The organism is Gordonia hongkongensis (genome assembly GCF_023078355.1).
Lineage (GTDB): Bacteria > Actinomycetota > Actinomycetes > Mycobacteriales > Mycobacteriaceae > Gordonia > Gordonia hongkongensis.
On record NZ_CP095552.1, the window covers coordinates 1926616 to 1952552 of the forward strand.

Genomic DNA, 25937 nt, shown 5'->3' on the forward strand with positions numbered 1-25937 from the left:
CCGTCGGAGCGGATCGCGGAGATCGACGTCGAGAGAAGCACGGCGTCACGCTACGTGCATCCGGTGCGGTCCGCATCTCGTGGGCCGGCGACCCGGCCCACAGGTGACCGGGTCGTCAGACCGGGGTCTCGGCGCTGCGGCCGTGCGCGGGAATCGCGAAGGCGACCACGGCGGCGATCGCACTCATGACGAGGGCGATGGCCGACGCCCACAGGTAGCCCTCGGCGGTCGGCACCTCGATCGCGGTGCCGTCGGCGACGGGAACCGAGATCATCGACCACGTCAGCAGCATGCCGACCGCGGCGGCGGCCGTCGAGGTGCCGATGATCCGCATGAGGGCGTTGACGCCGTTGGACTCGCCGGTCTGCTCGACGCTGACCGATTGCATGATGAGCGCCGGCATCGCGGAGTAGGCGATGCCGAGGCCGGCGCCGATGCAGCAGGCGATGACCATCATGTGGATCCAGGTGAGGTCCCACGGGCCGGCGATGCCGACGATGAAGATCACGTAGCCGATGCCGATGATGACCGCGCCCAGGGCGAGGGAGATGCGGGCGCCGAAGACGGCGTTGATGCGACCGCTGATGTGTGAGAACACGAACATGACCAGACCGCTGGGCGCGAGGATGAGACTCGCGTGCACCATGTCGTACCCGAAGCCGTCCGGGCTGTTCGTCGGGGCCATCAGCAACTGGATCGGGATGAGTTGCATCGCGTAGAAGGCGAAACCGGTCGCGATCGAGGCCAGATTCGTCAGCAGCAGCGGGCGCTTGCCCAGGATGCGGAGATCGATCAACGGACTGTCGCGACGGAGTTCGACGAGGACCCACACGCCCAGCGACACGAGGAAGCCGGCGAACAGGCCGAGCGTCAGCGGAGCGGACCATCCCCACTCGGCGCCCTTGGACAACGGCAGCAGCAGACAGACGAGGAGCACCGTCAGACCGAGGGCGCCGAGCGCGTCGAACCGGCCGCCGGAGGGCTTGGCGGTGGAGCGGACCGTGAGGGCCACGCCGACACCGGCCAGCGTCGCGGCACCCGCACACGACCAGAACAGGGCGTGCCAGCTCACGTGTTGGGCGATGAGGGCGGCGACGGGGAGCCCGAGCGCACCGCCGATGCCGAGTGAGGCGCTCATCGTTCCCACCGACGAGCCGAGGTGGCGGGGCGGGACGATGTCGCGCATGACGCTGATGCCGAGCGCGACGATGCCGAAACCCAGCCCCTGGAGACCGCGGCCGATGATGAACAGCGGGAGCGACGTCGCGACCGCGCAGGCCACGGAACCCGCTGCGACGAAGCCGAGACTGACCAGGATGGCGAGGCGTTTGCCGTACATGTCGCCGATCCGCCCGCCGATGGGGGTGGCGACCGCGCCGAGCAGCAGCGTGATCGTGATCGCCCACGTGGTGTCGGAGGCATCGGCGTGCAGCAGCGCGGGGAGCTGAGGGATGAGCGGCACGATGATCGTCTGCATCAACGCGACGACGATGCCGGCGAGGCAGAGCACGGCCACCGCGAGCCGCGGGTGGGGCTTCTCGGCGGTGGGATCGGGGGGCGGGAGGTCCGGAGTGCTGTCCGTCGTTCCGTCGGCGTCGGTGCGGCTGGTCACGCCGTCATCCCGCTGGTTCCGCTCATCGATTGTGCACACCTCCGAACGACCAGGATATCTGGCAGGCCGCGGGTGCAGACGTTCGCACCCGGAGGGGAGCCTCGGCGTCCGGGCTACGCGAGGTCTGCCAGGCCGACGGGACGGGGCCAGCGCGGGGTGAGTCCGTCGCCCGACGAGACGCCGCGGATGCGGCGCACCACCCAGGGGCCGAGAAAGGTCCGCGCCCACTCCGCGTTCTGACGCCGCTGCTCCCGCCGGGTGGCGACCGCGGCGGCGGCCATCGTCTCGGGCGTGATGTGGTGGTCGACGCCGAGCAGGTCGAGGACCCGGCCGGCCATCTGTGCGTGACCGAGCGGCGACATGTGCAGGCGATCGGCGTCCCACATGCGGTAGTCGTCATAACCGGCCATCCGCCAGAAGTCGCAGATCAGTGCACCGTGCTTCTCGGCGACCGCCCGGACGAGCTCGTTGTAGATGGCGACCCGTCCACGCAGCATCCGGAACACCGGAGCCCATCCGGTGTCGTAGGCGGTGAAGACGACGACGGTGGCGCCCGTCGCGGTCAGGTCGCGCAGGGCCGCGTCGTACCGCGCGATCATCGCGTCGAGGTCGAGGGACGGGCGCATGAGATCGTTGCCGCCGGCGTAGATGGTGACCAGGTCGGGCTCCAGGGCGATCGCCGGGCCGATCTGCTGGACGAGCACCTCGTCGAGCAACCGGCCGCGGATGGCCAGGTTCGCATAGCCGAAGCCCGCCCCGCCCTCGGCGGACGCCGCGGCGGCGAGTTGTTCGGCGACACGGTCGGCCCACCCGCGTACCCCGTTGGGTCGGGCCGGGTCCGGATCGCCGACTCCCTCGGTGAACGAGTCGTCCAAGGCGACGTAACGGGTGAAGCCCACGGCAACGCCTTCCGGTCGGATCGGAGTGGTTCCGACGACGCTAATCCCGTGCGCCGTCGGCCGACAAAGCGAGCCCGAGACAGAGCGATCGGTCGGCATTCCGACGGAGCGATCGATCGGCATTCGCGAATTCCCGGCGCTGCGGATCTCTCATTGTCGAATCCTGCTGGAGAGTATTTCTCAACACTGCGGCAATGAGTGCCACGTACATTGCGCGGCAATTGTTTTCGATCACCTCTCCCGAGGCGTCACAGTGCCGTGCCGCCGCCTTTCCGACGCGGTGGACGGCGTCGGGGGGCACGGTTTCAGAGGGGGTCGAAGGCGGTGTGAGGGGGTGGCCGAACGGCCGGTCTCGGTGAGTAGGATCACGACGTGAACTGCCCGTGGAAACGGGTCGGCGTCGTCGGGACATTCGCGTCGATCCGTGCCCGTCGGGAGTTTGTTCGCGCGATCTCCACCGCGATTGTGCGAGTCGCTGAGCACGCGCCGGACCGGCGCAGGCGTGAGAGAAAGAGAACACCACGATGTTCGACAAGGTTCTGGTCGCCAACCGCGGCGAGATCGCCATCCGCGCATTCCGCGCCGCCTACGAACTGGGTGCGCGCACGGTCGCGATCTTCCCGTACGAGGATCGCAACTCCGTGCACCGGCTGAAGGCCGACGAGTCCTACCAGATCGGGGTGCCGGGACATCCGGTGCGGGCCTACCTGTCGGTCGACGAGGTCGTCGGCGCGGCGGTCCGGTGTGGCGCCGATGCGATCTACCCCGGTTACGGATTCCTGTCGGAGAACCAGGGTCTCGCCGCCGCGTGCGCGGAGGCGGGCATCACCTTCGTGGGCCCGAGCGCCGACATCCTGGAGATGACCGGCAACAAGGCGACCGCGGTGGCCGCGGCGAAGGCGGCGGGGATCCCCGTGCTCGCGAGCTCGGAGCCGTCGTCGGATCTCGACGAGTTGCTCGCCGCGGCGGAGGACATGCAGTTCCCGGTCTTCGTCAAGGCGGTCGCGGGTGGCGGCGGGCGGGGGATGCGCCGCGTCGACGAGCGTGCCGACCTCGCCGAGGCCATCGCGGCCGCGTCGCGTGAGGCCGAGGCCGCGTTCGGCGACGCGACGGTGTTCCTGGAGCAGGCCGTGGTCAACCCGCGGCACATCGAGGTGCAGATCCTCGCCGACACCTACGGCAACGTCATCCACCTCTACGAGCGCGACTGCAGCCTGCAGCGCCGCCACCAGAAGGTGATCGAGCTCGCGCCCGCACCGAACCTCTCCGACGAGTTGCGCGAGCAGATCTGCTCGGACGCAGTGGCTTTCGCGCGATCGATCGGCTACTCGTGCGCGGGCACGGTGGAGTTCCTGCTCGACGAACAGGGTCGCCACGTGTTCATCGAGATGAACCCGCGTATCCAGGTCGAGCACACGGTGACCGAGGAGATCACCGACGTCGACCTCGTCAGCGCGCAGCTGCGCATCGCATCGGGGGAGTCGCTGGCGGATCTCGGACTGACCCAGGACACGATCCGCATCCGCGGTGCCGCGCTGCAGTGCCGGATCACCACCGAGGACCCCGCCAACGGCTTCCGGCCCGATGTCGGGCGCATCACCGCCTACCGTAGCCCCGGCGGTGCCGGCGTCCGGCTCGACGGCGGTGCGAACCTCGGCGCCGAGGTGAGTGGCCACTTCGACTCGATGCTCGTCAAACTGACTTGTCGCGGACGGGATTTCCCGACCGCGGTGCGGCGTGCGCGCCGCGCCGTGGCCGAGTTTCGAATCCGTGGCGTCGCGACCAACATCCCGTTCCTGCAGGCGGTGCTCGACGATCCGGATTTCCGCGCCGGGCGCGTCACGACCTCGTTCATCGACGAGCGTCCCGGTCTGCTGACCTCGCGTTCGTCAGCCGACCGCGGTACCAAGATCCTGTCGTACCTGGCCGACGTCACCGTGAACAAGCCGCACGGTGAGCGGCCCACCACGGTGTACCCGCGCGACAAGCTGCCCACCGTCGAGCGGTCGGTGCTCGCCTCGCCGCCGAACGGCTCGCGGCAGCGTCTGCTGGAGCTCGGACCCGAGGGGTTCGCGCGCGACCTGCGCGAGAACCCGCGGCTGGGCATCACCGACACGACGTTCCGCGATGCGCACCAATCGCTGCTCGCGACTCGCGTGCGCACCAACGGGCTGCTCAACGTGGCGCCGTACGTGGCCGCGCTGACCCCCGAACTGCTGTCCGTCGAGTGCTGGGGCGGGGCGACCTACGATGTGGCGCTTCGCTTCCTGAAGGAAGACCCGTGGGATCGGCTGGCGCAGTTGCGGGAGGCGATCCCCAACATCTGTCTGCAGATGCTGTTGCGCGGCGCCAACACGGTCGGTTACACGCCGTATCCCACCAAGGTGACGACCGCGTTCGTGTCCGAGGCGACCGACGTCGGCATCGACATCTTCCGGATCTTCGACGCGCTCAACAACATCGACGCGATGCGACCCGCGATCGACGCGGTCCGCGAGACCGGTACGGCGGTGGCCGAGGTGGCGATGAGCTACACCGGCGATCTGTCCGACCCGGGCGAGGACCTCTACACGCTCGACTACTACCTGCGGCTGGCCGAACAGATCGTGGAGGCGGGCGCGCACGTCCTGGCGATCAAGGACATGGCGGGTCTGCTGCGCGCTCCCGCGGCGACCACCCTGGTGTCGGCGCTGCGGCGTGAGTTCGATCTGCCGATCCACGTGCACACCCACGACACCCCGGGCGGACAGCTGGCGACCTACATGGCCGCGTGGCAGGCGGGGGCCGACGCGGTCGACGGCGCCAGTGCCGCGCTGGCGGGTACCACGAGCCAGCCGCCGCTGTCGGCGATCGTCGCCGCGACCGCCCACACCGAGCGGGACAGCGGCATCGACCTCGCGCGGGTGTGTGACCTCGAGCCGTACTGGGAGGCGCTGCGAAAGGTGTACTCGCCGTTCGAATCCGGTCTCCCGGCGCCGACCGGGCGGGTCTACTCACACGAGATCCCGGGCGGGCAGCTGTCGAACCTGCGGCAGCAGGCCATCTCCCTCGGTCTGGGCAACCGGTTCGAGGCCGTCGAGCAGGCGTACGCCGCCGCTGATTCGATGCTCGGCCGACTGGTCAAGGTGACCCCGTCGTCGAAGGTCGTCGGCGACCTCGCGCTCGCGCTGGTCGGCCGCGGCATCACCGCCTCGGACTTCGCGGCCGACCCGGCGTCCTACGACATCCCGGACTCGGTGATCGGCTTCCTGCGCGGCGAGCTGGGCGACCCACCCGGTGGCTGGCCCGAACCGCTGCGCACCCTCGCGCTGCAGGGCCGCGCGCCGGCCCCCGAGGTCACCCCACTGTCCGCCGACGACGAGGCCATCCTCGACAAGCCGGGTCGTGACCGTCAGGTCCGGCTCAACCACCTGCTCTTCCCCGGTCCGGCAAAGGAATTCGAGGAGCACTACGAGGCCTACGGTGACACGTCGAGGCTCTCGGCCAACCAGTTCTTCTACGGACTGCGCTACGGCGAGGAACACCGCGTCGAACTCGAACCCGGTGTCGATCTGCTCATCGGGCTGGAGGCGGTCAGCGAACCGGACGAGCAGGGCATGCGAACCGTCATGTGCGTCCTGAACGGTCAGCTGCGTCCGATCGCCGTGCGCGACCACTCCGTCGACTCGGCTGTCGCGTCGGCGGAGAAGGCGGACCGCTCCAACCCGCACCACATCGGTGCCCCGTTCGCGGGCGTCGTGTCGCTGTCGGTCGACGTCGGCGACGAGGTCGCCGCCGGCGCGACGATCGGCACCATCGAGGCGATGAAGATGGAGGCGGCGATCACCGCCCCGGTCGCGGGCACCGTGACCCGACTCGCCATCGGACAGGTCACCCAGGTCGCCCCGGGGGATCTGCTGATCGAGATCCGCTGAGCAGATCGGCGGCGGGGCGCCTCGCCCCGCCGCCGGTTCAGCTACCCCGGTACGTCGAGTAGGCGAAGGGGCTCAACAGGATCGGTACGTGGTGATGTCGCCCGGGATCGTCGATCTCGAAACAGACGTCGATCTCGGGATAGAAACCCTTGATGTCGTTGTCGGCGAACCAGTTACCGGTGTCGAAGACGAGATGGTAGATCCCGGGGACGAGCGCCTCGGTGTTCACTGCGGTGATGCGACCGTCCGAATCAGTGCTGCCGCTGGACAATTCGGTCCCCGACGCATCCTGCAGGGACACCTCGAGGCCGACGGCGGGTGAACCCGACACCGCGTCGAGGACGTGCGTGGACAGACCGGTCATCTCGAAATCCCTTCGTCGGCGGCGTGCTCGGTCGACAGCATACGGAGCAGGCGGGCGCGGTTGATCTTCGCCAGTTCCGCACGCAGTACCCGGCGTTCGGTGGAGGCGTCGTTGGTCATCCGCGTCCGGAGGATGGCGAGCAGCTCGTCGGCGGGCCGCCCGTTCGCGAAGACCAGGTAGACGTGCCCGAACCGTGCCTCGTAGGCGACATTGGCGTCTCTCAGCTCGGCGAGCACCGAGGCCGACGAGCCCGCCACCCCGGACTGTTCGCGCGCCGACGAGGCGTTGTCGGGCCGGTCGCCGATCCGCGGATGCCCGGCGAGCGCCTCGTCGAGGTCGTCCTCGCTGATCTCGGCCAGTGCTCGATCGGCGGCATCGAGCACAGCGGGTACATCGCCGAAGGGCCGCGCGAGCATCATGCGCTCGACCCAGGCCGTCGATGCGCAACAGCTGCGCAGCGCTGCACGGGCTTCGTCGTCGTCCATCTCGTTGAGCCGCATGATGACCAGCCTAGGAGGCGTGGGCGCAGACGGCGCGTGGAAGATGGGGCGATGGACGACGTCACCGGGACAGCGCCCCCGGACGTCCCCGCGGGACGGGTGCTCGGTGTGGTACTCGCCGCCGGAGCCGGGACCAGGTACGGGATGCCGAAGATCCTCGCGCACGACGGCCAGTGGCTCGAGCGGGCGGTCGCGGCGTTGCGCGACGGCGGTTGCTCCGAGGTGACGGTCGCCATGGGCGCCGCGGTCGTCGAACCACCGGCCGGTGCCGAGACGCTGATCGTCGAGGACTGGGCCGACGGCGTCGGCGCCACGGTGGCGGCGGCCCTGCGGTGGGCGATGGCACGACCGGACGCGGCGGGGCTGACGGTGCACGTGGTCGACACCCCGGCCACGGGCGCCGACGTCGTAGCCCGCGTCCTGGGCGCGGCATCGGGTGACCGCGCACTTCTCGCGCGAGCGGTCTTCGACGGCAGTCCGGGGCACCCGGTGTACATCGGTGCCGACCATTTCGGACCGGCTCTGCGTGTGGTCGATGGTGACGTGGGTGCTCAGGTGTATCTCCGGTCCCGGGCGGTGACCCGCGTCGAGTGCGGGGATCTGGCGCCCGGCGTGGACATCGACGAGCGGCCCTGACCGGGGATCAGCGTGCCCATTTCGAGACCTTCTCGTCGCCGTTCCGGTGCACGGTGATCCCACGTGGGACAAGCGTCCATGTCTAGGGTGCAGACATAGCCGGGTAACGGACCGCACTCTCGTCGAAGCGGGTGATCACCGTGGCGCACGATCGTCGTCGACGCCTCACCGCGATTCTCGCCGCGCTCGTCGTGGGAGCCGGCCTCGCGGCATGCGCCACCGGGCCCGACGGACCGGAGCGGACACCGCCGGCCCGCGCCGCGCAGGACGCGCATCTGCCGCCCGGATTCGACACCACCTTTCGCTGGACCGCGACCGGTGTCCTCGATCCATAGTCCGCCGAGGGCACCTTCGTCCGAGCCTTCACCGAGTCCTTCGAACTCGCCAACGCCGGACGGTCGGCGCGGTGGGGCTACCCCGGTTTCGCCGACGCCGCGCCGTCGAACATCGACCAGATGGTGACGGCGTACCCCCCGATCCAGTCGACCTCGGGCCGCGAGGTCGGCACCGCCTTCTATCAGGGGTTGCGCCGCGTCGACGACAACGGCTGGGCGCGAATCGTGATGTGCCGTCACGGGTATCGGTCGGTGCAGCAGAACGGCGAGTGGACCGTCGGATACGACACCCCGCGGCCGGTTGAGATCGACATCCGCCGCGTGGGAACCGATCCCGCGGCCGCACCACGCGGGGGCGAGCGGACCCCCGGCGCCGACGTGTTCGGCGGCTGGTACACCTCCCGCTACGACTTCGCGGCCCTGTATGCGACGCCGACCCCGGATCAGAAGGCGTGCGCCGCAATGACTCCGGACGGTATGCCGCAGTGGCTGCCGATGGCCGACACCGAGCCGTGGCCGGCCCAGCAGCCGGTACCGGGGTGGTCGAGCTATCCGGGCGCGGCCTGACTCCGCACCGCAGGGCAGCGACTACTGGTAAGGCAGTCCGCCGAGCAGATCGTCGAGGTGCGCCGGCAGGTCCCGGACCCGTACCCCGGTGGCGTTGTAGATCGCGTTGACCACCGCGGCGGCACTGCCGACGATCCCGATCTCGCCCGCACCGCGCGAACCCATCGGGGTGGCGTGCTCGTCGCGGTCGTCGAGGCAGATCGCGTCGACGTCGGCGATGTCGGCGTGCACGGGAATGTGGTACTCGGCGAGATCCTGCGTGACCACGTGTCCGAACCGGTGATCGCGGACGCTCTCCTCATGCAACGCCATCGAGATACCGAAGGTCATGCCGCCGATGAGTTGCGAACGGACGGTGCGCGGGTTGATGGCGCGGCCGATGGAGAACACCCCGAGCATGCGCGGGATGCGGATCTCCCCGGTGTCGATGTCGACGCCGACCTCGACGAAGTGCGCGCCGAACGAGGCCACGGTGAACTTCTCGAGATCGGGGTTGTCCGCCGCCTCCGCGCTGAGTTCGGCGTCCGGAGGCGGATCGTCGCCGAAACGTGCACGGAACTGATGCGCGGCGGTGACGATGGCCGATCCCCAGGACGAGGTGCCCGACGAACCGCCGGCGACGGTCGCGCTGGGCAGCGCGCTGTCGCCGATCTCGATGTCGACGACGTCGGTGGGTACGTCGAGCGCGTCGGCGGCGATGATCTTCAGGGTCGTCCACGCACCGGTGCCGATGTCGGTGGCGGCGATCCGGACCGTGTACCGGCCGTCGCGATGGGTGATCGACGCCGCGTTGCCCGGCTGCACCATGTGGGGATAGGTCGACGACGCGACCCCCAGGCCGACCAGCTGCCGACCGTTCCGGCGGGCCGCCGGCTCCGCCACACGCCGCTCCCAGCCGAATCGTCCGGCCCCCTCGCGGAGACAGTCGAGCAGCCGCCGCGACGACCACGGGTTGCCCGTCTCGGGGTCCTCGGGCGGTTCGTTGCGCACACGCAACTCGATCGGATCGAGGTCGAGGGCATGTGCAAGTTCGTCCATGGCGACCTCGCCGGCGAACATCCCCGGAGCCTCGCCGGGCGCACGCATCCAGAACGGGACCGGGACATCGAGGGGGACGACGTGGTGATCGGTCCGCCGATGGTCGGCCGAGTACATCGATCGTGAGGTGACCGCGGCCTGCTCGGCGAACTCCCCGGCGTGTGCGCTGTGGGTGAATGCCTCGTGCACCATCGCGGTGATGTGGCCGTCCCGATCGGCGGCCAGCCGCAGACGGGATCGGGTGGGCGCGCGGTGTCCGACGTAGACGAACATGTGCTGCCGGGTCACCGCGAACTTCACCGGACGACCGGGCAGGCGCATGGCCGCCATGGCCGCGAGCACGTCGTGCGAGTGCGGCGAGCCCTTCGACCCGAATCCACCGCCGACGTGCGGCGCCATCACCCTCATCTGCTCGGGTTCGAGACCCAGCACCGGCGCCAGCGAGGACACCACGCCCTGGGTCGACTGGGTCGAGTCGTAGAGCGTGAGGACAGCGGCATCCGCATCCCAGGTGGCCACCACGGTGTGCGGCTCCATCGGGTTGTTGTGCTCCTCCGGGGTGGAGTACCACTGGTCGACCGTGACCGTGTCCCCGCCGGTGGTACTGGCCGCTTCGTCCAGGATTCGATCGGGGTCGCCGTCCTGTGAGGTGGGCTCGAACCCGCCGTTGACCTGTTCGGGCCGGTAGCTGTCGGGGTGATCGACGCGGAACTCGGTGTCGTGGGCGTCCTCGTCGTAGGTGACGGTCACCGCCGAGGCGGCTTCGCGTGCCGTCTCGGGACTCTCCGCGACGACGGCGCCGATCAGCTGCCCGCGGTAGGCGATTTCGGGCGACTGCAGGATCGTGAGGTCGCCGCTGGAGGTGTCGGCCAGTTCCGGTGCATTCTCGGGTGTGAGTACGTACAGCACACCGGGCGTCGATTCGGCTGCGGCCGTGTCGAATCCGGTGATGCGTCCGCGCGCGATGGTCGCGGTGATCGGCCACAGGTACGCGGCCTCGGTGAGGTGCTCGTAGGCATACGGCGCAGTGCCGCGCACCTTGTCGGCGCCGTCGATGCGGGCGTGGGAGGTACCGATCGCGGTCATCGAGTGCTCAGCTCCCGCAGGGTGGCGATCAGGGTGCGGCGGGCGAGGGGCACCTTGAACTCGTTGCCCTCGAGTGCACGGGCCTCGCCGAGTTCGGCATCGGCTGCCGCGGCGAACAATTCGGTCGACGGTCGCTGACCACGCAGCACCTCTTCGGCCCGCGCGGCCCGCCAGGGCTTGTGCGCGACACCGCCGAACGCGATCCGCGTTGCGCCGATGGCGTCACCGTCCATGCTCACCTCGGCCCCGACGGACACGAGCGCGAAGGCGTACGACGCACGGTCGCGCACCTTGCGGTAGGTCGACGACGAGTCCGGCAGGGGCGGTGGCACGTCGATGGCCACGATGACATCGTGCGGCTCGAGAATCGTGTCGCGCTCGGGATGCTCACCCGGGAGCCGGTAGAAGTCACCGATGTCCACCACGCGCTCGCCGTCGGGGCCTTGCACGACGATGCGCGCGTCGAGGGCGGTGAGGGCCACCGCCATGTCGGAGGGGTGGGTCGCGACGCAGGTCTCGGATGCACCCAGGATGGCGTGATACCGCGTGTATCCGCCGACGGCCGAGCAGCCCGAGCCCGGCGTCCGCTTGTTGCACGGGGTCGTGACGTCCTGGAAGTAGACGCATCTGGTGCGCTGCAACAGGTTTCCCGCATTGGTCGCGAGGTTGCGCAACTGCGGCGAGGCGCCCGAGAGCAGGGCGCGGGCCAGGACGGGGTAGCGGCGCCGGACGAGGGGATGGGCGGCGGTGTCGGCGTTGCGGGCGGTGGCGCCGAGCCGGAGCGAGCCGTCGGGGCGTTCGGTGATGTCGTCGAGCGGCAGGCGGGAGATGTCGAGCAGCGCCGGCGGGTCGGCGACGCCCAGCTTCATGTGGTCGACCAGGTTGGTGCCGCCGGCGATCAGCTTCGCGCCGTCGTGATCCCGCAGGAAGTCCACGGCGGCGGGGACGTCGGTCGCACGCTCGTAGGTGAACGGGATCATCGATCGGCCGCCTGTCGGATCGCCGCGAGGATGTTCGGGTACGCCGCGCATCGGCAGAGGTTGCCGCTCATCCGTTCCCGGATCTCGTCGTCGGCCAGCGGACTCGCGTCGCCGCTCGACGACGGGTCGAGGTCCTCGGTGACGTGGCTGGGATACCCCTGTTTCGCCTCGTCGAGCATCCCGATGGCCGAGCACAACTGGCCGGGGGTGCAGTAGCCGCACTGGAAGGCGTCCTCGTCGATGAACGCCTGCTGCATGTCGTGTAGCTCGTCACCGTCGCCCAGGCCCTCGGCGGTGACGATGTCGCTGCCTTCGTAGGAGACGGCGAAGGACAGGCAACTGACGATGCGCCTGCCGTCGACCAGAACGGTGCACGAACCGCACTGGCCGTGATCGCATCCCTTCTTGGGCGAGAAGATGCCCAGCCGGTCACGCAGACCGTCGAGCAGTGTTGTTCGCGTGTCCACGACGACGTCGTGTTCGGCACCGTTCACGGTCAAGGAGACTTTGGCTTCCACGTCGCGAGGCATACCCGTCCGTAGAGGCGGTAAACACCCGCCGAGAACCGCGAAATGTCTGGAACAATCGGTCGAATGGCCCCCTCGAGACCCAGAGTTGTTGTGATCGGTGCCGGATTCGCGGGTATGCACTGCGCCCGCAGGCTCAAGAACGAGCCGGTCGACGTCACCATCGTCGACCGCGGGACCAGCCATCTGTTCCAGCCGCTGCTGTACCAGTGCGCCACCGGTCTGTTGTCCGAGGGCGCGATCTCCAGCCCGGTTCGGCATCTGACCCGTCGGCACAAGAACCTCGACGTCGTCCTCGGCGAGGCGTCGGCCATCGACGTCGAGGGTCACGAGCTGACGGTCGACCGCATCGACGGGTCGTCGTTCCGTCTCGGCTACGACTACCTCGTGGTCGGCGCCGGCATGCGCACCGCCTACCGCGGCAACGAGACGTTCGCGGAGTTCGCGCCCGGGATGAAGACGCTCGATGACGCGCTGTCGATCCGCCGCAAGATCATGGCCGCGTTCGAGATGGCCGAGACGATCACCGACCCGGAGGAGCAGCGGTCCTGGCTCACCTTCGCGGTGGCGGGCGGCGGCCCGACCGGCGTCGAGCTCGCCGGACAGATCCGGGAGGTCGCGACCCTGGCGCTCGAGCGCGAGTTCGACGCGATCGATCCGGCGCAGGCGCGGGTGCTGCTGCTCCACGGCGGCGACCGCGTGCTGCCGTCGTTCTCGACGCGGCTCTCGGCCAGCGCCCAGCGCACGCTCGACAACCTCGGCGTCGAGACCCACCTCGGCGTGCACGTCACCGGGGTCGGAGAGGACCACGTCGAGACGACCCGCAAGGCCGACGGGACCAAGAACGTCTACCCGGCGCGCACGACGCTGTGGACGACGGGCGTCGAGGCCGTCCCCTTCGCCACCACACTCGCACGGTCGCTGGGTGTCGAACAGGACCACGGCGGGCGGATACCGGTCGAGGACGATCTCTCGGTCCCGGGCCATCCCGACATCTTCGTCTGCGGCGACATGAGTTCCTACCGAGACCTGCCCGGGGTCGCCGAGGTGGCGATGCAGGGCGGCCGGCACGCCGGGGCGGTGATCGCGGAAACCGTTGCAGGGCAACAGGAAAGAAGTCCGTTCAGATACCGCGATCTGGGTACCGCGGCCTACATCGCCCGCCGCCACGCGATCGTCCAGTCCGGCCCGCTCCAGCTGTCGGGGTTCCTCGGCTGGGTGGCCTGGGGCGTCATCCACATCGCCTTCCTGGCGGGTGTCCGCAACCGGATGGGGACCGTCATGACGTGGGGCGCAACGCTGCTCACCGACACTCGGCGGGAGCGCGCCATCACCTACGGCAGCCCGGAGACGGCGAGGCAGCCCTACCGGCAGTGACCGGGTAGATTCGGCCCGCTCGCTTCGCTCCCGGCGCCGGGACCCGAGTTCTCCCCGATCGCTTGTCCGTGACCGCCTCGCCTGGTACTCAGAGTAGAACACGTTCTAATTCTGGTTGTTCTTCCGACGGGCGAGGAGTCCTCCATGCACACCCCGATCTGCGACGAGCTCGGTATCGAGTTCCCGATCTTCGCGTTCACCCACTGCCGGGACGTGGTGGTCGCGGTGAGCAAGGCGGGCGGTTTCGGAGTGCTCGGCGCGGTTGGCTTCACCCCCGAGGAGCTCGAGATCGAGCTCAACTGGATCGACGAGCACATCGGCGACCGTCCCTACGGCGTCGACATCGTCATCCCGAACAAGTACGAGGGCATGGACTCGAACATGTCGGGCGAGGAACTCACCAAGATGTTGCAGTCGATGGTGCCGGCGGAGACCCTCGACTTCGGACGCAAGCTCCTGCGTGACCACGGCGTGCCGCTCAACGAGGACAGTGACAACTCCCTGCAGCTTCTCGGTTGGACCGAGGCCACTGCCACGCCGCAGGTCGAGATCGCGCTCCAGCACCCCAAGGTCACCCTGATCGCGAACGCCCTCGGGACGCCACCCGCCGACATGATCGAGAAGATCCAGTCCGCCGGCCGCAAGGTCGCCGCGCTGTGCGGATCGCCGAAGCAGGCCCGCAAGCACGCCGATGCGGGTGTCGACATCATCATCGCCCAGGGCGGCGAGGGCGGCGGTCACTGCGGCGAGGTCGGCTCCATCGTGCTCTGGCCGCAGGTCGTCAAAGAGGTTGCGCCGGTTCCGGTTCTGGCCGCCGGTGGCATCGGCAGCGGTGAGCAGATCGCGGCGGCGCTGGCCCTCGGGGCGCAGGGCGCGTGGACCGGATCGCAGTGGCTGATGGTCGAGGAGGCCGAGAACACCCCGGTCCAGCAGCAGACCTACATCGACGCCTCCAGCCGGGACACCGTACGGAGCCGATCGTTCACCGGCAAGCCGTGCCGCATGCTGCGCAACGACTGGACCGAGGCCTGGGAGGATCCGAAGAATCCCGATCCGCTGGGGATGCCGTTGCAGTACATGGTCTCCGGGATGGCGGTGGCCGCGACGCACAAGTACCCCGACGAGAGCATCGACGTCGCCTTCAACCCGGTCGGGCAGGTGGTCGGGCAGTTCCGCAAGGTCGAGAAGACCTCTGCGGTGATCGAGCGGTGGGTGACCGAGTACATCGACGCCACGAGCAGCCTGGACTCGTTCGCCAACGCGAACGCCTAGCCGGGGCTAATTCGCGCGGCCTCGTTTCCGTCCCGCTGATTGGATTCAATCAGCGGGACGGAAACGGCGACGCGGGAGCCGGGGAGTGGCCGGCGCCGTCCTCGGCGATCGTCGCGAGGGGGAGAGTCACCTGGACGGTGGTGCCCGACGGTTCGTTCGGCAGGTACCGGATCGTCCCGCCGTGGCGCTCGACGATGTGCTCGGAGATGATGAGCCCGATTCCGGAACCGTCCTGCTTGGACGAGAACGCGCCGGAGGCGAGGCGATCGGTGGGCGCGCCCGTCATGCCGCGTCCCTGGTCACGGATCCACACCGAGGCCAGTCCGTCGGACTCGCCGGTCTGGATCGTCAGTTCCTTCACCTCGGTTGTCGGACGGACGATCTCGTCGAGTGCGTTGACGCACAGGTTGATGATGACCTGTCCGATGAGCACGTTCTCGCCCTGGATCGGCAGGTCGCGGTCGGGGATCTCGGCGTACACGCGTACGCCCTGCTCGGCCGCGCGTAGTCGCACGAAGTACAGGCTCTCCTCGACGGTCTCGTTGAGATCCATGAGCGTCGAGGTGCTCTCGATGCGTCGTACGTAGCGGCGGACGGAGGCCACGATGTCGGCGGCGCGGTGGAGTTGCTTCTCGATCTGGTCGATGCCGTAGGCGAGGCTGCGGGCGTCGACGGTGTCGGCGGAGACGCGGGCCTTGAGCCCGCTCAGGTAGTTGGTCGACGCCGCGAGCGGTTGACCGAGCTCGTGGGCGAGGATCATCGCCATGTCACCCATCGCGTGGTAACGGCTCAGATATTGGAGGTTGGCCTCCTGGTAGGCGTTGCGGCGTTCCCATTCGACGCGGTCGGTCACGTCGCGCACGGTCAGGACCCGCGAGGAGATGCCGTCGTGGGCGACGATCTCGAGTTCGCCGGCCAGCCACACGGTGCTGCCGTCGTCCTTGATGATCTCCTGTTGGATCTCGACCGAGCCCGCTCCGTCCGTCAGCCGTTCGATGACAGGGTCACTGGTCAGCCGGGGCTCACACCGGCCGAGGTCTTCCAGATGGACGCCCGACAGCTCCGCGGGGGTGCGGCCGAACAGCTTGGCGGCCAGTGGGGAGATGTCGTCGATGCAGTTCTCGTCGTCGAGCACGACGATCCCGGCCGACGTGTGGGTCATGATGCGCTGCAACGACTCCGACACCCAGGTCAGCTCTTCCTGCAACTCGACCTCGTCGGAGATGTTGCGGAACTCGACCATCACGACCGGCCCGTCCTCGCAACGCACCAGGGTCGCGCGGGCATCGGTGAGGAACTCGGTGCCGTCCTTGGCGCGGTACTTCCACTGCTTGCGGCTCGACCCGTGCACCACCGCGGACTGGAGCCACGCCACGCCGACCTCGCGGCGGTACTGACGCTCCTGGGCGCTCATGTGGTGTGCCTTGAGGGGCTTGAGTTCCTCCAGGGTGAACCCGAAGATGCGGCAGGCGGCCGGGTTGGCCCACAGGATGTTCTTCGAACTCGCCTCGTGGATGAGGATGCCGGTGCCGGTGTGCAGGATCATCTGCTCGAAGTCCCGACGCGCGGGGAACATCGCCATCACCTCACCTTCGCCGAGTTCTGATCTTCGCCCCCGCCACGATGCCATGCAGGTGAGGACACGCAAGTAAGGAATTGCTTACCCGCGGCGCGGGAAATCCCGATACCGCGTCGGGTCCCGCGTCCATAGTGTCGGACTCGAGATCGAGATTCGATTCCGAACGGAGACAATGATGACCGCGGAGAGCCTGACCGAACGGGTGTGTGCGGAACCGGCGGGGGCGGCGCGCGACGCCGCGTTCGACCACGCGCTCGACGTGCTCCGGGATCGTCGGGACGAGTTCAACTCGCAGCGCTACGTGCCCGCCGACTTCATCGCGTTGCTGAAGCGTGCCGGCATGTACCGGGCCTCGACGCCGGCGGCGTTCGGAGGCGAGCCGATGGCACCGTCGGATTTCATGTCGCTGGTCGAACGCATCTCCGCCGTCGACCCCGCCACCGGGTGGGTGTCCAGTTTCGGATCGTCGCTGGTGTACTTCGCCGCGCTGCCGGCCGAGACCCAGCAGAAGATCTACGCGCACGGTCCCGATGTCGCCTACGCGGGCGGGCTGTTCCCCATGCAGGAGGCGCAGCGGGTCGACGGCGGCTACCTGTGCTCGGGGGTCTGGCAGTTCGCCAGCGGATGTCGCGGCGCCGACCTCCTCGGGATCGGTCTGGCCGGCGGACCCGAGACCGGCGGCAAACCGCTGACGGCGCTGGTCGATCCGGCCGAGGTGGAGATCGTCGACAACTGGGATGTCGCCGGGATGAAGGCGACCGGTTCCCATGCCATCCGCGCCGACCGCGTGTTCGTGCCCGAGGAGATGACCTTCGTGCGGGGCGGCGCACCGCAGATCGACGAACCGCTGACCCGGTACCCGGCGCTGGCCTACGCCGCGCAGGTGCTGGCGGTGGTGACCCTCGGCGCGGCCCGGGGCGCGCTCGACTACGCGATCGAGGTCGGTGCGGCGCGGACCTCGATCACCGGGGGTGCCAGCAAGGGCAACCGGCCGGCGTACAAGAGCGGCCTGGCGGTCGCCGAGGCCGAATTGCGTTCGGCGCGTGCGTTCTTCTACGACAGCACCGACCGGGTGTGGGCCAAGGCCGTCGCGGGACAGCACATCTCGACCGACGATCAGGCCCTGTTGCGGTTGAGTGCCACCCACGCCGCACACGTCGGGCGCAGCGTCGTGCTGCAGGTGTTCGACCTCGCCGGCACCGGGGCCATCTACGAGACCCATCCGCTGCAGCGGTTCCTGCAGGACGCGTTGGTGCCCGCGCAGCACGCGATGTTGCAGACCAACACCTACGAGGCCGCCGGTGCTCTGCTTCTCGGCCTCGAGGCCGGAATCCCCAGCTTTCCCTGACCCACCCGTCATCCAGCCCAGACGTCACGACCGCGAGGAGACCATCACCCATGTCCGACGAACCGTTGCGCACGCTGTTCTGTGTCGGGAACAACCAGAACTTCTTCGACCTGCCCAAGGCCGACATCGGTCCGGTGTGGGAGGCCACGATGGAGTTCCTCACGAGTCTGAAGAACCTCGACGGCGTCGAGATCATCGGGACCTTCGACGACGACGCCCACATGGTCGGCCCGTCCGATGGCTGGCCGTGGACGTTCTACGTCCTCGCCGACGTGCGCGACCAGCCGACCGTCCGGGCGGCCTGCAACCTGTTGCGCACCATCATGGTCGGTGAGTATGCGCTCTGGAAGTACTTCAAGGTCGAGGCGCGGATGGGACGAGCCCTCACCATCCGCGACGACGTCCCCTCATGAGCACCGCCTCCTGATCTCTCGCGCACCGACAGCCCCTCTCCGCGCCCCGGCGCGGTCGACACACGAAGGAACATCGATGACCACCATCGAGCGGCCGACCCGCGGCTTCGCGGACCTCGCCGAGAAGGACCGCGTCGCCGGTCAGCTGTACACCGATCCCGTGATCTTCGCCGAGGAGATGCGCAAGATCTTCTACCGCACCTGGGTGTGGGTCGCGCACGAGAGCGAGGTCCCCGAGGCGGGCTCGTTCAAGACCACCCAGGTCGGGGATCAACCGGTCATCGTGACCCGGGATCGCAAGGGCAACTTCAACACCCTGCTCAACCGGTGCCGGCATCGCGGGGCGACGGTGTGCGACCAGCGCAGCGGCAAGGCCAACGGCTTCACCTGCCCGTACCACAACTGGTCGTACACCCTCGACGGTCGACTGCGCGGCATCCCGTACCCGGACGGTTACGAGGGCGTCGTCGAGAAGAACGACTTCCCCCTGCAGAAGCTGCGCACCGAGAGCTATCTCGGCATGATCTTCGCGACGTTCAACACCGAGATCGAACCGCTCGAAGACCACCTGGGTGATGCGAAGATCTGGATGGAGCGATTCCTGAAGCAGTCCAACGGATTCCCCACCAAGGTCCTCGGCAGTCACAAGTTCCGGTTCAAGGGCAACTGGAAGATCCAGCTCGAGAACACCACCGACGGTTACCACTTCCCGATGGTGCACAAGTCGTGGATGGCCTCTGTCGACGCCGAGACCGCGAACATGATGTCGTTCATGGACGATCCGGCCGCCGAGACGCACGCGCTCGGCAACGGTCACAGCGTCGCGATCATGGCGGCCGCGCACGCGGACCTCGACATCGACGACGGTTCCGAGGAGGTGCAGCCGCGGTTCCAGCATCTCGTCGACGAACTCGCCGAGGCGGGGGAGAGTCCCGAACGCATCCGTCGCTACATGCGCTCGATGCACGGCTGCGGGTTCAACCTCAACATGTTCCCGAACATCGCCATGTCGTCGTCGTTCTTCCGGGTCCTCATCCCGATCAGCGTGGACGTGACCGAGGTGTGGCACATGGCGATCGGCATGGACGGCGGGCCGGAGAGCATCAACCGCGAGCGCCTGCGGATCCACGAGCACTTCCAGGGCCCCTTCGGCTTCGGCAGCCCCGACGACGCCGAGGGATGGGATCGCGTCCAGATCGGCGCCGGTGGCAACCCGAACATGCCGATCCTGGTCAACCGCGGGGAGAACCGCGAGTACACGACCGAAGAGGGTTGGCCCACATCGCATGTCACCGACGAGACGGGGATGCGTGAGTCCTACGCCATGTGGAAGAAGATGATGAGCGATGACTGAATTGCACAGTTTCAACGACCCGCGCGTCCTGCGCGCGATCGCGCTCGTGTGGAAGGAAGCCGAACTCCTCGACGCCAAGGACTACCCGGCGTGGGAGGCCCTCTACACCGATGACGCGCACTACGTCATCCCGATCGATCCCGACACCGACGATTTCGACTCGTCGCTGAACATGGTGTACGACGACCAGCGGATGCGGCGCCTGCGCGTCGAACGGATGATGCAGGGTTACGCACCGTCGGCGGTCGCCGCTGCCCGCACGGTCCGGGTCATCTCGCGGTTCACCGTGTCGGACGTCAGCGACGACACCGTCATCCTGCGGTCTGCGCAGATCCTCAACGCGTTCAAGCGCGACGCCTTCTCGACGATCGGCGCCGAGCTCACCCACACCATCAGCCTCGGTTCCGACGGTGACGACCGGATCAGCCTGAAGGTGGCCCGTCTCATCGACAGCGAGGACGCGGTCAGCGCCTCCGGTTACCTGGTGTGAGGACGGACCTGGACATGACTTCGACGAACAAGGGGATCGCGGTCGTCACCGGTGCCGCCGGCGGCATGGGTTCGCACATCGCCCGCCGGCTGCACCGGGACGGTCATCGCGTCCTGCTCACCGACATCGCCCTCGATCCGGCCCAGCGCATCGCCGAAGAACTCTCGCCCGACGGGTCGACCGCACGGGCGGCCGTCCTCGACGTCGCGCACCGGCAGGGTTTCGTCGACGCGCTGGCGCATGTGCAATCCGTCTGGGGTACACCGACGATCGTCGTGAACAACGCGGCACTGACCCAGGCGGCCGATCTCATGACGCTCGACGAGCCGGACTTCACCCGCGTGCTGAACACGAACGTCAACAGCATCTTCTTCGGCTGTCAGGTCTTCGGGGCCGCGATGGCCGACGAGGGGTACGGACGCATCGTCAACATGGCGTCGCTGGCCGGTCAGAACGGCGGCACCGCCACCGGCGCGCACTATGCCACGTCCAAGGGTGCGATCCTGACGGTCACCAAGATCTTCGCCAAAGAGCTTGCGGCCAAGGGTGTCACGGTCAACGCGATCGCGCCCGGGCCCCACGACCTGCCCGTCGTGAAGGCGACCGTGCCGCCGGCGAAACTCGACGCCGTGATCGCCGGCATCCCCGTCGGCAAGCTGGGCAGCCCCGAGTTCATCGGGGACATGGTCGGCCTGTTGACCGCCGAGAACGCTTTCTTCGTCACGGGTGCGTGCTGGGACGTCAACGGCGGGCTCTTCGTCCGCTGATCGCACCTCGAGAACCATTCGCCACCACCAGGAGCACCGCCATGGCCCTCACCGACGTCATCGTCTCCGCGATCGTCCAGGAGACCCCGAGCATCAAGACCTTCTACCTGTCGAGGCCCGACGGCTCGACGATGGGGGAGTACACGCCCGGAGCGCACATCGATGTCGTCGGGCCGACCGCCATCACCCGCCAGTACTCGCTGTGCAGCCGGCCCGACGGGCGGGAGTCCTTCGCCGTGGCCGTCAAGCGCGAGGATCAGTCCCGAGGTGGTTCGGCCGCACTGCACGAACTGCGCGTCGGCGACCGGCTGCAGATCAGCGAGCCACGGAACCTGCTCGGGATCGATTCCACGGCAACGCATCACGTCCTGGTGGCGGCCGGCATCGGGATCACCCCGATGCTCAGCATGGCGCGCTACATGGACGTGCACGGGATCAGCTTCGAATTGCACTACTTCGCCCGGACGGTCGATGACGCGGCGTTCCTGCCGCTGCTGCGGGAGCGTTGCCCGGACAAGCTGCACGCGCATGTCGGCGTCGGTCGTGAGGCCCACGGACCGATCCTGACCGCCGCGCTGGAATCGGCGCCGCAGGGCTCGCATGTCTATGTCTGCGGCCCGGACGGGTTCATGACCAAGGTCCGCGAACTGGCGGAACAGTTCATCCCGGCCGACGCGGTCCACTTCGAGAACTTCCACGCCACCGATCAGCCGGATGCGTCGGAGAACACGTCCTTCGACGTCGAACTCGACGGCGAGACCTATCACGTCCCGGCCGACCGGAGCATCGTCGAGGTCCTCGAGGAGAACGGCTGCGACGTCGACACCTCGTGTCAGGAGGGCATCTGCGGTACGTGCATCATGCAGGTCCTCTCCGGTGAGCCCGAGCACCGCGACAACGTGCTGACCAAGGCCGAGCGAGAGTCCGGAGAGGTGATGGCGGTCTGCGTCTCGCGGACCACCGGCGAGAAGATCGTGCTCGATTATTACTGACCCGAGCGCGCCGGCCACCCCTACGCCGTTGCCCTAGGGGTTGGTCGGCACCTCGACGTCGAACCGCAGGATGTCCCGGACCAGCGTGCTGATGCTGTCGGCGTCGGTCTTGCTCTTGATCCGGGCACGGTGCACGTCCACCGTCTTGACGCTCATGTCGAGGCGGCGGGCGATGTTCTGGCTGGGCAGACCTTCGACGACCAGCGCGAGGATCTCGCGTTCCCGCGGGGTCAACAGCGCGACCTTCGATTCCACCCACCGCTTCTGCGCGTGGGTGCGGAAGCGCTCGACCGCCTTCTCCATCCCCGCCTGGACGGCGTCGAGCAGCCGCTGCGGGTCGTAGGGCTTCTCCAGGAAGTCCATCGCGCCGGCCTGCAGGGTGGACACCGACATCCGGATGTCGCCGTGCGCGGAGACGAAGATGATGGCGACGTGCGGTGCGAACTCGTTGAGCTTCTCCTGCAGCCGCGGGCCGCTCATCGTCGGCATGCGGACGTCGAGCACGATGCACGCGGGGGTGTCCCCGGAGTACTGCGCGAGGAAGTCGTCGGCGCTGTGGCAGATCCGCGGCGAGATCCCGATGCTGCCGAGCAGCCAGTCGACCGATTCGCAGAGTTCCGGGTCGTCGTCGACGACGTAGACCGTCGCGGTCACATCCGATGCGGTCACGTCCACGCCGCGTCGGCCGTCCAGTAGTTCATCCCGACGGCACTCACCTGGTGGCGCCACTCCGAGGTCCGGTTGAGCCAGGGTTCCTCGCGCCGGACCGACTCGTCGGCCGCCTCCGGGCCGTCGGCCTCGACGGTCCAGTGCACCCAGTTGACCTCCCGGCCGTACTCGTCGTGCACGAACAGGTCGACATGATGCCAGCCGTAGTTGAAGGTGTCCTCGTAGCACGTGAGGAACATCCGGTGGTGCGTCTCGGGACGGGGTTTGACTGTCATGCAGATCTTCTCTCTCGCAACCGGATCAGACCGGGACGACCGGATGGGACCGGAGCTCGTTCTCGAGCACCGCGGCGACCTCGAACAGGGCCGACTCCCGCCCCGGCAAGCCGATCACCTGTAGTCCGAGGGGCATCCCGGAGTCCGTGGTCGCCCCCGGGACGACGACGACCGGGCAGCCGAGCAGCTGCCACGGTCGGCTCAGGACCGGCGACCCGGTCGCGTCGAGGCCGCTCGGTGCGGGGCCGGGTGCGGCGGGACCGACGATCACCGTGTGATCGCCGAGCGTCTCGGCCAGCAGATCCCGCGAGCGGTCGCGGCGGATGAGGGCGGCCGCGTGGTCCGCGGGCCGGACCGCGCGGCCGGCGTCGACGAGGTCGAGCAGCGCGGGGCTGAGCGCGGCCGCATGGTCCCGGACGACATCGTCCAGGGTCTCGGCCGCCTCATGGGACATGACGGTCACGTGGTCGTCGGCCAGGGTGCGGACATGGTCGTCGTATTCGAGTGCGCGGGTCTCGACGTCGGCTCGCTCGAGCAGGTCCGGCAGCCGGTCGACCAGGTCCGCCATCGCCGGGTCGATCGGGTGCAGGTCGCTGCCGCCCCACACCACCACGGTCCGGACGGTGGAGCGACCGGGAACGATCGGCGAGCGGCCGGTGAAGGCGGTGTACACGTACTGCAGGTCGGCGATGTCGCGGGTGAGGATGCCCAGCGAGTCCAGCGACTCCGAGAGTCCGGTGACGCCGGACAGATCCGTCGAGCCGTGCGCGAGAACCATGCCCGCGGCGCCGCAGTAGGCGGCCGGCCGGGTCAACGAGCCGGCGGTCTGCGTACCCAACGCCACCGGGATGACGCCCGCGCCGACGGCGGCGGCCGAACCGCTCGACGACCCACCCGGCGTGTGCCCGGGGTGGTGCGGATTGCGCGTCGGCCCGGGCGAGAAGTAGCCGAACTCGGTCGTGACCGTCTTGCCCTGGATCACCGCGCCCAGATCGCGAAAACGATTGACACAGGGCGCATCCGACGCAGCCGGCGACGACGACGTGACGGGTGAACCGGCACGGGTCGGGAGGCCCTCGACGTCGATGAGGTCCTTGACCCCGAGCGAGACGCCTCGCAGGGGCCGGCGACCCGGTATCCCATCCTGCCGGCGTGCCTCGTCGACGACGGCCGGGGACAGCTCGACCCACGCGCGCAGATCGGTGTCGGTGCCGAGGATCTTCTCACGGACCTGTTCCGCGAGAATTTCCGCCGACACCACCTTCTCGTGGACCGCGGTCGCCTGCTCACTGATGGGCTGTTTCCAGTAGGCCGAGCTCACCGTTCCTCCTTCATGTGCTGGGACCAGTCTGCCCTGTCGCGCATCGCGGCGACAGTAAAGATTTCCCTCGTATCCCCGTAGGGACGGGTGGCCATAACGTCGTTGCCAGCCCCCGACAGCCCGGCGTCTTCGCACCCGCCAGTCCAAGGAAATCCAATGAGCCTCAGAGAACCCGCGGTGACGACGCCGTCGTCGCCGACCGCCCCCGATCGACGAATCGACTTCGGCCGCATGTCGAGACGGGCCTGGATCGTCACCGGCATGCTCGTGCTGTTCCAGATCATCGCCTTCGCCGACAAAGCGGTGCTCGGCTTGGTCTCGGCCGACGCGATGCCCGAACTCGGATTGACCGCAACCGAATTCGGATTCATCGGCAGTGCCTTCTTCTTCCTGTACGCGATCGTCTCGGTCGTCACCGGGTTCCTTGCGTCGAAGATCTCGGTGAAGTGGATCCTGTTCGCGATGGGCGTCACCTGGGCGGTGCTGCAATTCCCGATGCTGCTCGGCGGCGGCGCCGCCATCCTGCTGGTGACGCGGATCATCCTCGGCGGCGCCGAGGGTCCCGCGACCGCCATGTCGCTCACCTCCGCGCACACCTGGTTCTCGCCCACCCGTCGTGCGCTGCCGTCGAACCTGATCGCCGCCGGCTCCACGCTGGGCCCTGTCTTCGCGGCGCCGCTGCTGGCCTGGGTCATCGCCGTGTGGGGTTGGCGCTGGGCGTTCGGTGTTCTCGGCATCATCGGCCTGGTGTGGGTGATCGCCTGGTGGGCGATCGGCGCGGACGGTCCCTACCGTCCCAAGAAGGCCTCGTCGCCGGACGACCCGGCACTCGACACCGACGAGACGGTTGCCGATGCGAAGGAGGTCGCGACCTCCGCGGTCGACGAGCAGAAGCCGGTCAAGATCTGGCGTGCGCTGCTGAGCCTGGCGTTCATCTCCGCCGTGATCGGCGGGGCGTCGAACTTCTGGGTGCAGGGCTTCCTGACAACCTGGCTGCCCCAGTACCTGGGCACCGTGGTCGGGCTGTCACTCGGTGAGGTCGGTGCGGTGACCACCGTGCCGTGGGTGGTCGGCGCGCTCGTCCTGCTCGGACTGGGTGCGCTCGGGCACCGGATGCTGCACCGGGGGAGTTCGGCACATCGGGCGATCGCCGTCCCGTTCGGCTGCGCCGCGGTCCTGGCCGGGTTGTGCTTCATCGCCATCCAGGCGTCGTCGGGGGTCACGGCGGTCGCGCTGCTGTGCCTCGCCGGTGGATGCAGCCTGGCGTTCCCGATGACCGCCACCGCGATCGGTTATGCGGTCGGCGCTCGGCAGCGACCGATCCTCATGGCCACCCTCGGCGGCGTGGCGTCGTTCGGCGCGGTCATTTCGCCGATCCTGGTCGGCTGGCTCATGACCGACGCGGGGTATGTGTCGCCGCCGAAGGGTGAGAAGCCCAGCGCGGAGATGGCCGACAACATGGCGGCCGGCGTGCACCAGGCGTTCACGATCACCGGCATCGTCCTGCTGGTCGGCGGCGCACTGTGCATCGCCTTCCTCCGGCCGGAGCGACTCGGTGCCATTCTGCAGAAGCGTTACGTCAAGGAGCCGGTCGAGGCCCGGTCCGCCTGAGTGCCCGACCA

General features: G+C 68.5%; 22 protein-coding genes and 1 pseudogene. 12 read left to right on the forward strand and 11 right to left on the reverse strand.

From position 1 onward, the window contains the following. Nucleotides 1-115: 115 nt before the first annotated feature. Nucleotides 116-1612 carry an MFS transporter gene (locus tag MVF96_RS08740; protein ID WP_247451850.1) on the reverse strand — a complete coding sequence of 499 codons (1497 nt, stop codon included), beginning with the start codon at nt 1610-1612 and terminating at the stop codon, nt 116-118. A 113-nt stretch (nt 1613-1725) separates the two neighbouring features. After that, a complete protein-coding gene (locus tag MVF96_RS08745; RefSeq protein WP_247451851.1) occupies nt 1726-2511 on the reverse strand; it encodes an SGNH/GDSL hydrolase family protein in 786 nt (261 codons plus the stop codon). A gap of 524 nt (nt 2512-3035) precedes the next feature. Here MVF96_RS08745 and MVF96_RS08750 point away from each other — a divergent pair. Continuing rightward, complete coding sequence (locus tag MVF96_RS08750) at nt 3036-6425, forward strand: pyruvate carboxylase (protein ID WP_137809911.1); 3390 nt, start codon at nt 3036-3038, stop codon at nt 6423-6425. Between the two features lie 37 nt (nt 6426-6462). Here the strand turns inward: MVF96_RS08750 and uraH are convergent, their stop codons facing one another. Together uraH and uraD are read right to left on the reverse strand one after the other, a co-directional pair. After that, the gene (gene uraH, locus MVF96_RS08755) at nt 6463-6789 is read right to left on the reverse strand and encodes a hydroxyisourate hydrolase (protein ID WP_055475092.1); all 327 of its coding nucleotides are present in this window, start codon (nt 6787-6789) and stop codon (nt 6463-6465) included. Then, a complete protein-coding gene (gene uraD, locus MVF96_RS08760; protein WP_247451852.1) occupies nt 6786-7289 on the reverse strand; it encodes a 2-oxo-4-hydroxy-4-carboxy-5-ureidoimidazoline decarboxylase in 504 nt (167 codons plus the stop codon). The genes uraH and uraD overlap by 4 nt, the downstream gene beginning before the upstream one ends. 51 nt (nt 7290-7340) lie before the next feature. Between uraD and MVF96_RS08765 the strand changes: the two genes are divergently transcribed. Continuing rightward, nucleotides 7341-7925, forward strand: a complete 585-nt coding sequence (locus MVF96_RS08765) for a nucleotidyltransferase family protein (RefSeq protein WP_247451853.1) — start codon at nt 7341-7343, stop codon at nt 7923-7925. Nucleotides 7926-8056: 131 nt separating this feature from the next. After that, nucleotides 8057-8827: pseudogene (locus MVF96_RS08770) on the forward strand (hypothetical protein). A 21-nt stretch (nt 8828-8848) separates the two neighbouring features. Here the strand turns inward: MVF96_RS08770 and MVF96_RS08775 are convergent. The 3 genes from MVF96_RS08775 to MVF96_RS08785 are packed head-to-tail and all read right to left on the reverse strand — an operon-like array spanning nt 8849 to nt 12449. Then, nucleotides 8849-10951, reverse strand: coding sequence for a xanthine dehydrogenase family protein molybdopterin-binding subunit (locus MVF96_RS08775; protein ID WP_247451854.1), 2103 nt, complete (start codon nt 10949-10951; stop codon nt 8849-8851). Beyond that, complete coding sequence (locus tag MVF96_RS08780; RefSeq protein WP_247451855.1) at nt 10948-11931, reverse strand: FAD binding domain-containing protein; 984 nt, start codon at nt 11929-11931, stop codon at nt 10948-10950. Before MVF96_RS08780 ends, MVF96_RS08775 begins: the two co-directional genes overlap by 4 nt. Beyond that, on the reverse strand, nt 11928-12449 hold the full coding sequence (locus tag MVF96_RS08785) for a 2Fe-2S iron-sulfur cluster-binding protein (RefSeq protein WP_055475121.1): 522 nt from the start codon (nt 12447-12449) through the stop codon (nt 11928-11930). The genes MVF96_RS08780 and MVF96_RS08785 overlap by 4 nt, the downstream gene beginning before the upstream one ends. 75 nt (nt 12450-12524) lie before the next feature. On the opposite strand from MVF96_RS08785, the gene MVF96_RS08790 reads away from it, so the two are divergent. Both MVF96_RS08790 and MVF96_RS08795 read left to right on the forward strand, forming a co-directional pair. Continuing rightward, nucleotides 12525-13835: an NAD(P)/FAD-dependent oxidoreductase gene (locus MVF96_RS08790; protein WP_247451856.1), complete on the forward strand. Its 1311-nt coding sequence runs from the start codon at nt 12525-12527 to the stop codon at nt 13833-13835. Between the two features lie 144 nt (nt 13836-13979). Next, entirely contained in the window at nt 13980-15107 is a 1128-nt protein-coding gene (locus MVF96_RS08795; protein WP_055475085.1) for a nitronate monooxygenase, read from the forward strand. Nucleotides 15108-15156: 49 nt separating this feature from the next. Here MVF96_RS08795 and MVF96_RS08800 read toward each other — a convergent pair whose 3' ends face one another. Continuing rightward, complete coding sequence (locus MVF96_RS08800) at nt 15157-16683, reverse strand: PAS domain S-box protein (protein WP_247452081.1); 1527 nt, start codon at nt 16681-16683, stop codon at nt 15157-15159. A 175-nt stretch (nt 16684-16858) separates the two neighbouring features. Here MVF96_RS08800 and MVF96_RS08805 point away from each other — a divergent pair, with 175 nt between their 5' ends. The 6 genes from MVF96_RS08805 (at nt 16859) to MVF96_RS08830 (ending at nt 22050) form a co-directional block, all read left to right on the forward strand. Then, nucleotides 16859-18034 (forward strand): acyl-CoA dehydrogenase family protein, encoded by a 1176-nt coding sequence (locus MVF96_RS08805; RefSeq protein ID WP_055475084.1) that lies wholly within the window; start codon nt 16859-16861, stop codon nt 18032-18034. 50 nt (nt 18035-18084) lie between these two features. Continuing rightward, nucleotides 18085-18447, forward strand: coding sequence for a hypothetical protein (locus MVF96_RS08810; protein WP_247451857.1), 363 nt, complete (start codon nt 18085-18087; stop codon nt 18445-18447). Nucleotides 18448-18523: 76 nt separating this feature from the next. Continuing rightward, complete coding sequence (locus tag MVF96_RS08815) at nt 18524-19801, forward strand: aromatic ring-hydroxylating oxygenase subunit alpha (RefSeq protein WP_247451858.1); 1278 nt, start codon at nt 18524-18526, stop codon at nt 19799-19801. Further along, nucleotides 19794-20291 (forward strand): aromatic-ring-hydroxylating dioxygenase subunit beta, encoded by a 498-nt coding sequence (locus tag MVF96_RS08820; protein WP_205333736.1) that lies wholly within the window; start codon nt 19794-19796, stop codon nt 20289-20291. Before MVF96_RS08815 ends, MVF96_RS08820 begins: the two co-directional genes overlap by 8 nt. A gap of 14 nt (nt 20292-20305) precedes the next feature. Next, the gene (locus MVF96_RS08825; RefSeq protein WP_247451859.1) at nt 20306-21058 is read left to right on the forward strand and encodes an SDR family NAD(P)-dependent oxidoreductase; all 753 of its coding nucleotides are present in this window, start codon (nt 20306-20308) and stop codon (nt 21056-21058) included. Between the two features lie 41 nt (nt 21059-21099). Beyond that, nucleotides 21100-22050 carry a PDR/VanB family oxidoreductase gene (locus tag MVF96_RS08830; RefSeq protein WP_137809916.1) on the forward strand — a complete coding sequence of 317 codons (951 nt, stop codon included), beginning with the start codon at nt 21100-21102 and terminating at the stop codon, nt 22048-22050. A gap of 33 nt (nt 22051-22083) precedes the next feature. Here the strand turns inward: MVF96_RS08830 and MVF96_RS08835 are convergent, their stop codons facing one another. From MVF96_RS08835 to MVF96_RS08845, 3 genes are read right to left on the reverse strand one after another with little or no spacing between them, the layout of a single operon-like run. Continuing rightward, nucleotides 22084-22719: a response regulator transcription factor gene (locus tag MVF96_RS08835; protein WP_418930426.1), complete on the reverse strand. Its 636-nt coding sequence runs from the start codon at nt 22717-22719 to the stop codon at nt 22084-22086. Next, on the reverse strand, nt 22716-22994 hold the full coding sequence (locus MVF96_RS08840) for a hypothetical protein (protein ID WP_058250617.1): 279 nt from the start codon (nt 22992-22994) through the stop codon (nt 22716-22718). Before MVF96_RS08840 ends, MVF96_RS08835 begins: the two co-directional genes overlap by 4 nt. A 25-nt stretch (nt 22995-23019) precedes the next feature. Continuing rightward, nucleotides 23020-24315, reverse strand: coding sequence for an amidase (locus tag MVF96_RS08845; RefSeq protein WP_247451861.1), 1296 nt, complete (start codon nt 24313-24315; stop codon nt 23020-23022). A 156-nt stretch (nt 24316-24471) separates the two neighbouring features. Between MVF96_RS08845 and MVF96_RS08850 the strand changes: the two genes are divergently transcribed. Further along, nucleotides 24472-25926: an MFS transporter gene (locus MVF96_RS08850; protein WP_247451862.1), complete on the forward strand. Its 1455-nt coding sequence runs from the start codon at nt 24472-24474 to the stop codon at nt 25924-25926. Nucleotides 25927-25937: the final 11 nt, after the last annotated feature.

What these genes read in the sequence shown, in the direction of transcription:
- MVF96_RS08750 (WP_137809911.1), top strand. Translation starts at nt 3,036, where the DNA reads ATGTTCGACAAGGTTCTGGTCGCCAACCGCGGCGAGATCGCCATCCGC.
- uraH (WP_055475092.1), bottom strand. Translation starts at nt 6,789, where the DNA reads ATGACCGGTCTGTCCACGCACGTCCTCGACGCGGTGTCGGGTTCACCC.
- uraD (WP_247451852.1), bottom strand. Translation starts at nt 7,289, where the DNA reads ATGCGGCTCAACGAGATGGACGACGACGAAGCCCGTGCAGCGCTGCGC.
- MVF96_RS08765 (WP_247451853.1), top strand. Translation starts at nt 7,341, where the DNA reads ATGGACGACGTCACCGGGACAGCGCCCCCGGACGTCCCCGCGGGACGG.
- MVF96_RS08775 (WP_247451854.1), bottom strand. Translation starts at nt 10,951, where the DNA reads ATGACCGCGATCGGTACCTCCCACGCCCGCATCGACGGCGCCGACAAG.
- MVF96_RS08780 (WP_247451855.1), bottom strand. Translation starts at nt 11,931, where the DNA reads ATGATCCCGTTCACCTACGAGCGTGCGACCGACGTCCCCGCCGCCGTG.
- MVF96_RS08790 (WP_247451856.1), top strand. Translation starts at nt 12,525, where the DNA reads ATGGCCCCCTCGAGACCCAGAGTTGTTGTGATCGGTGCCGGATTCGCG.
- MVF96_RS08795 (WP_055475085.1), top strand. Translation starts at nt 13,980, where the DNA reads ATGCACACCCCGATCTGCGACGAGCTCGGTATCGAGTTCCCGATCTTC.
- MVF96_RS08800 (WP_247452081.1), bottom strand. Translation starts at nt 16,683, where the DNA reads ATGTTCCCCGCGCGTCGGGACTTCGAGCAGATGATCCTGCACACCGGC.
- MVF96_RS08805 (WP_055475084.1), top strand. Translation starts at nt 16,859, where the DNA reads ATGATGACCGCGGAGAGCCTGACCGAACGGGTGTGTGCGGAACCGGCG.
- MVF96_RS08810 (WP_247451857.1), top strand. Translation starts at nt 18,085, where the DNA reads ATGTCCGACGAACCGTTGCGCACGCTGTTCTGTGTCGGGAACAACCAG.
- MVF96_RS08815 (WP_247451858.1), top strand. Translation starts at nt 18,524, where the DNA reads ATGACCACCATCGAGCGGCCGACCCGCGGCTTCGCGGACCTCGCCGAG.
- MVF96_RS08820 (WP_205333736.1), top strand. Translation starts at nt 19,794, where the DNA reads ATGACTGAATTGCACAGTTTCAACGACCCGCGCGTCCTGCGCGCGATC.
- MVF96_RS08825 (WP_247451859.1), top strand. Translation starts at nt 20,306, where the DNA reads ATGACTTCGACGAACAAGGGGATCGCGGTCGTCACCGGTGCCGCCGGC.
- MVF96_RS08830 (WP_137809916.1), top strand. Translation starts at nt 21,100, where the DNA reads ATGGCCCTCACCGACGTCATCGTCTCCGCGATCGTCCAGGAGACCCCG.
- MVF96_RS08840 (WP_058250617.1), bottom strand. Translation starts at nt 22,994, where the DNA reads ATGACAGTCAAACCCCGTCCCGAGACGCACCACCGGATGTTCCTCACG.
- MVF96_RS08850 (WP_247451862.1), top strand. Translation starts at nt 24,472, where the DNA reads ATGAGCCTCAGAGAACCCGCGGTGACGACGCCGTCGTCGCCGACCGCC.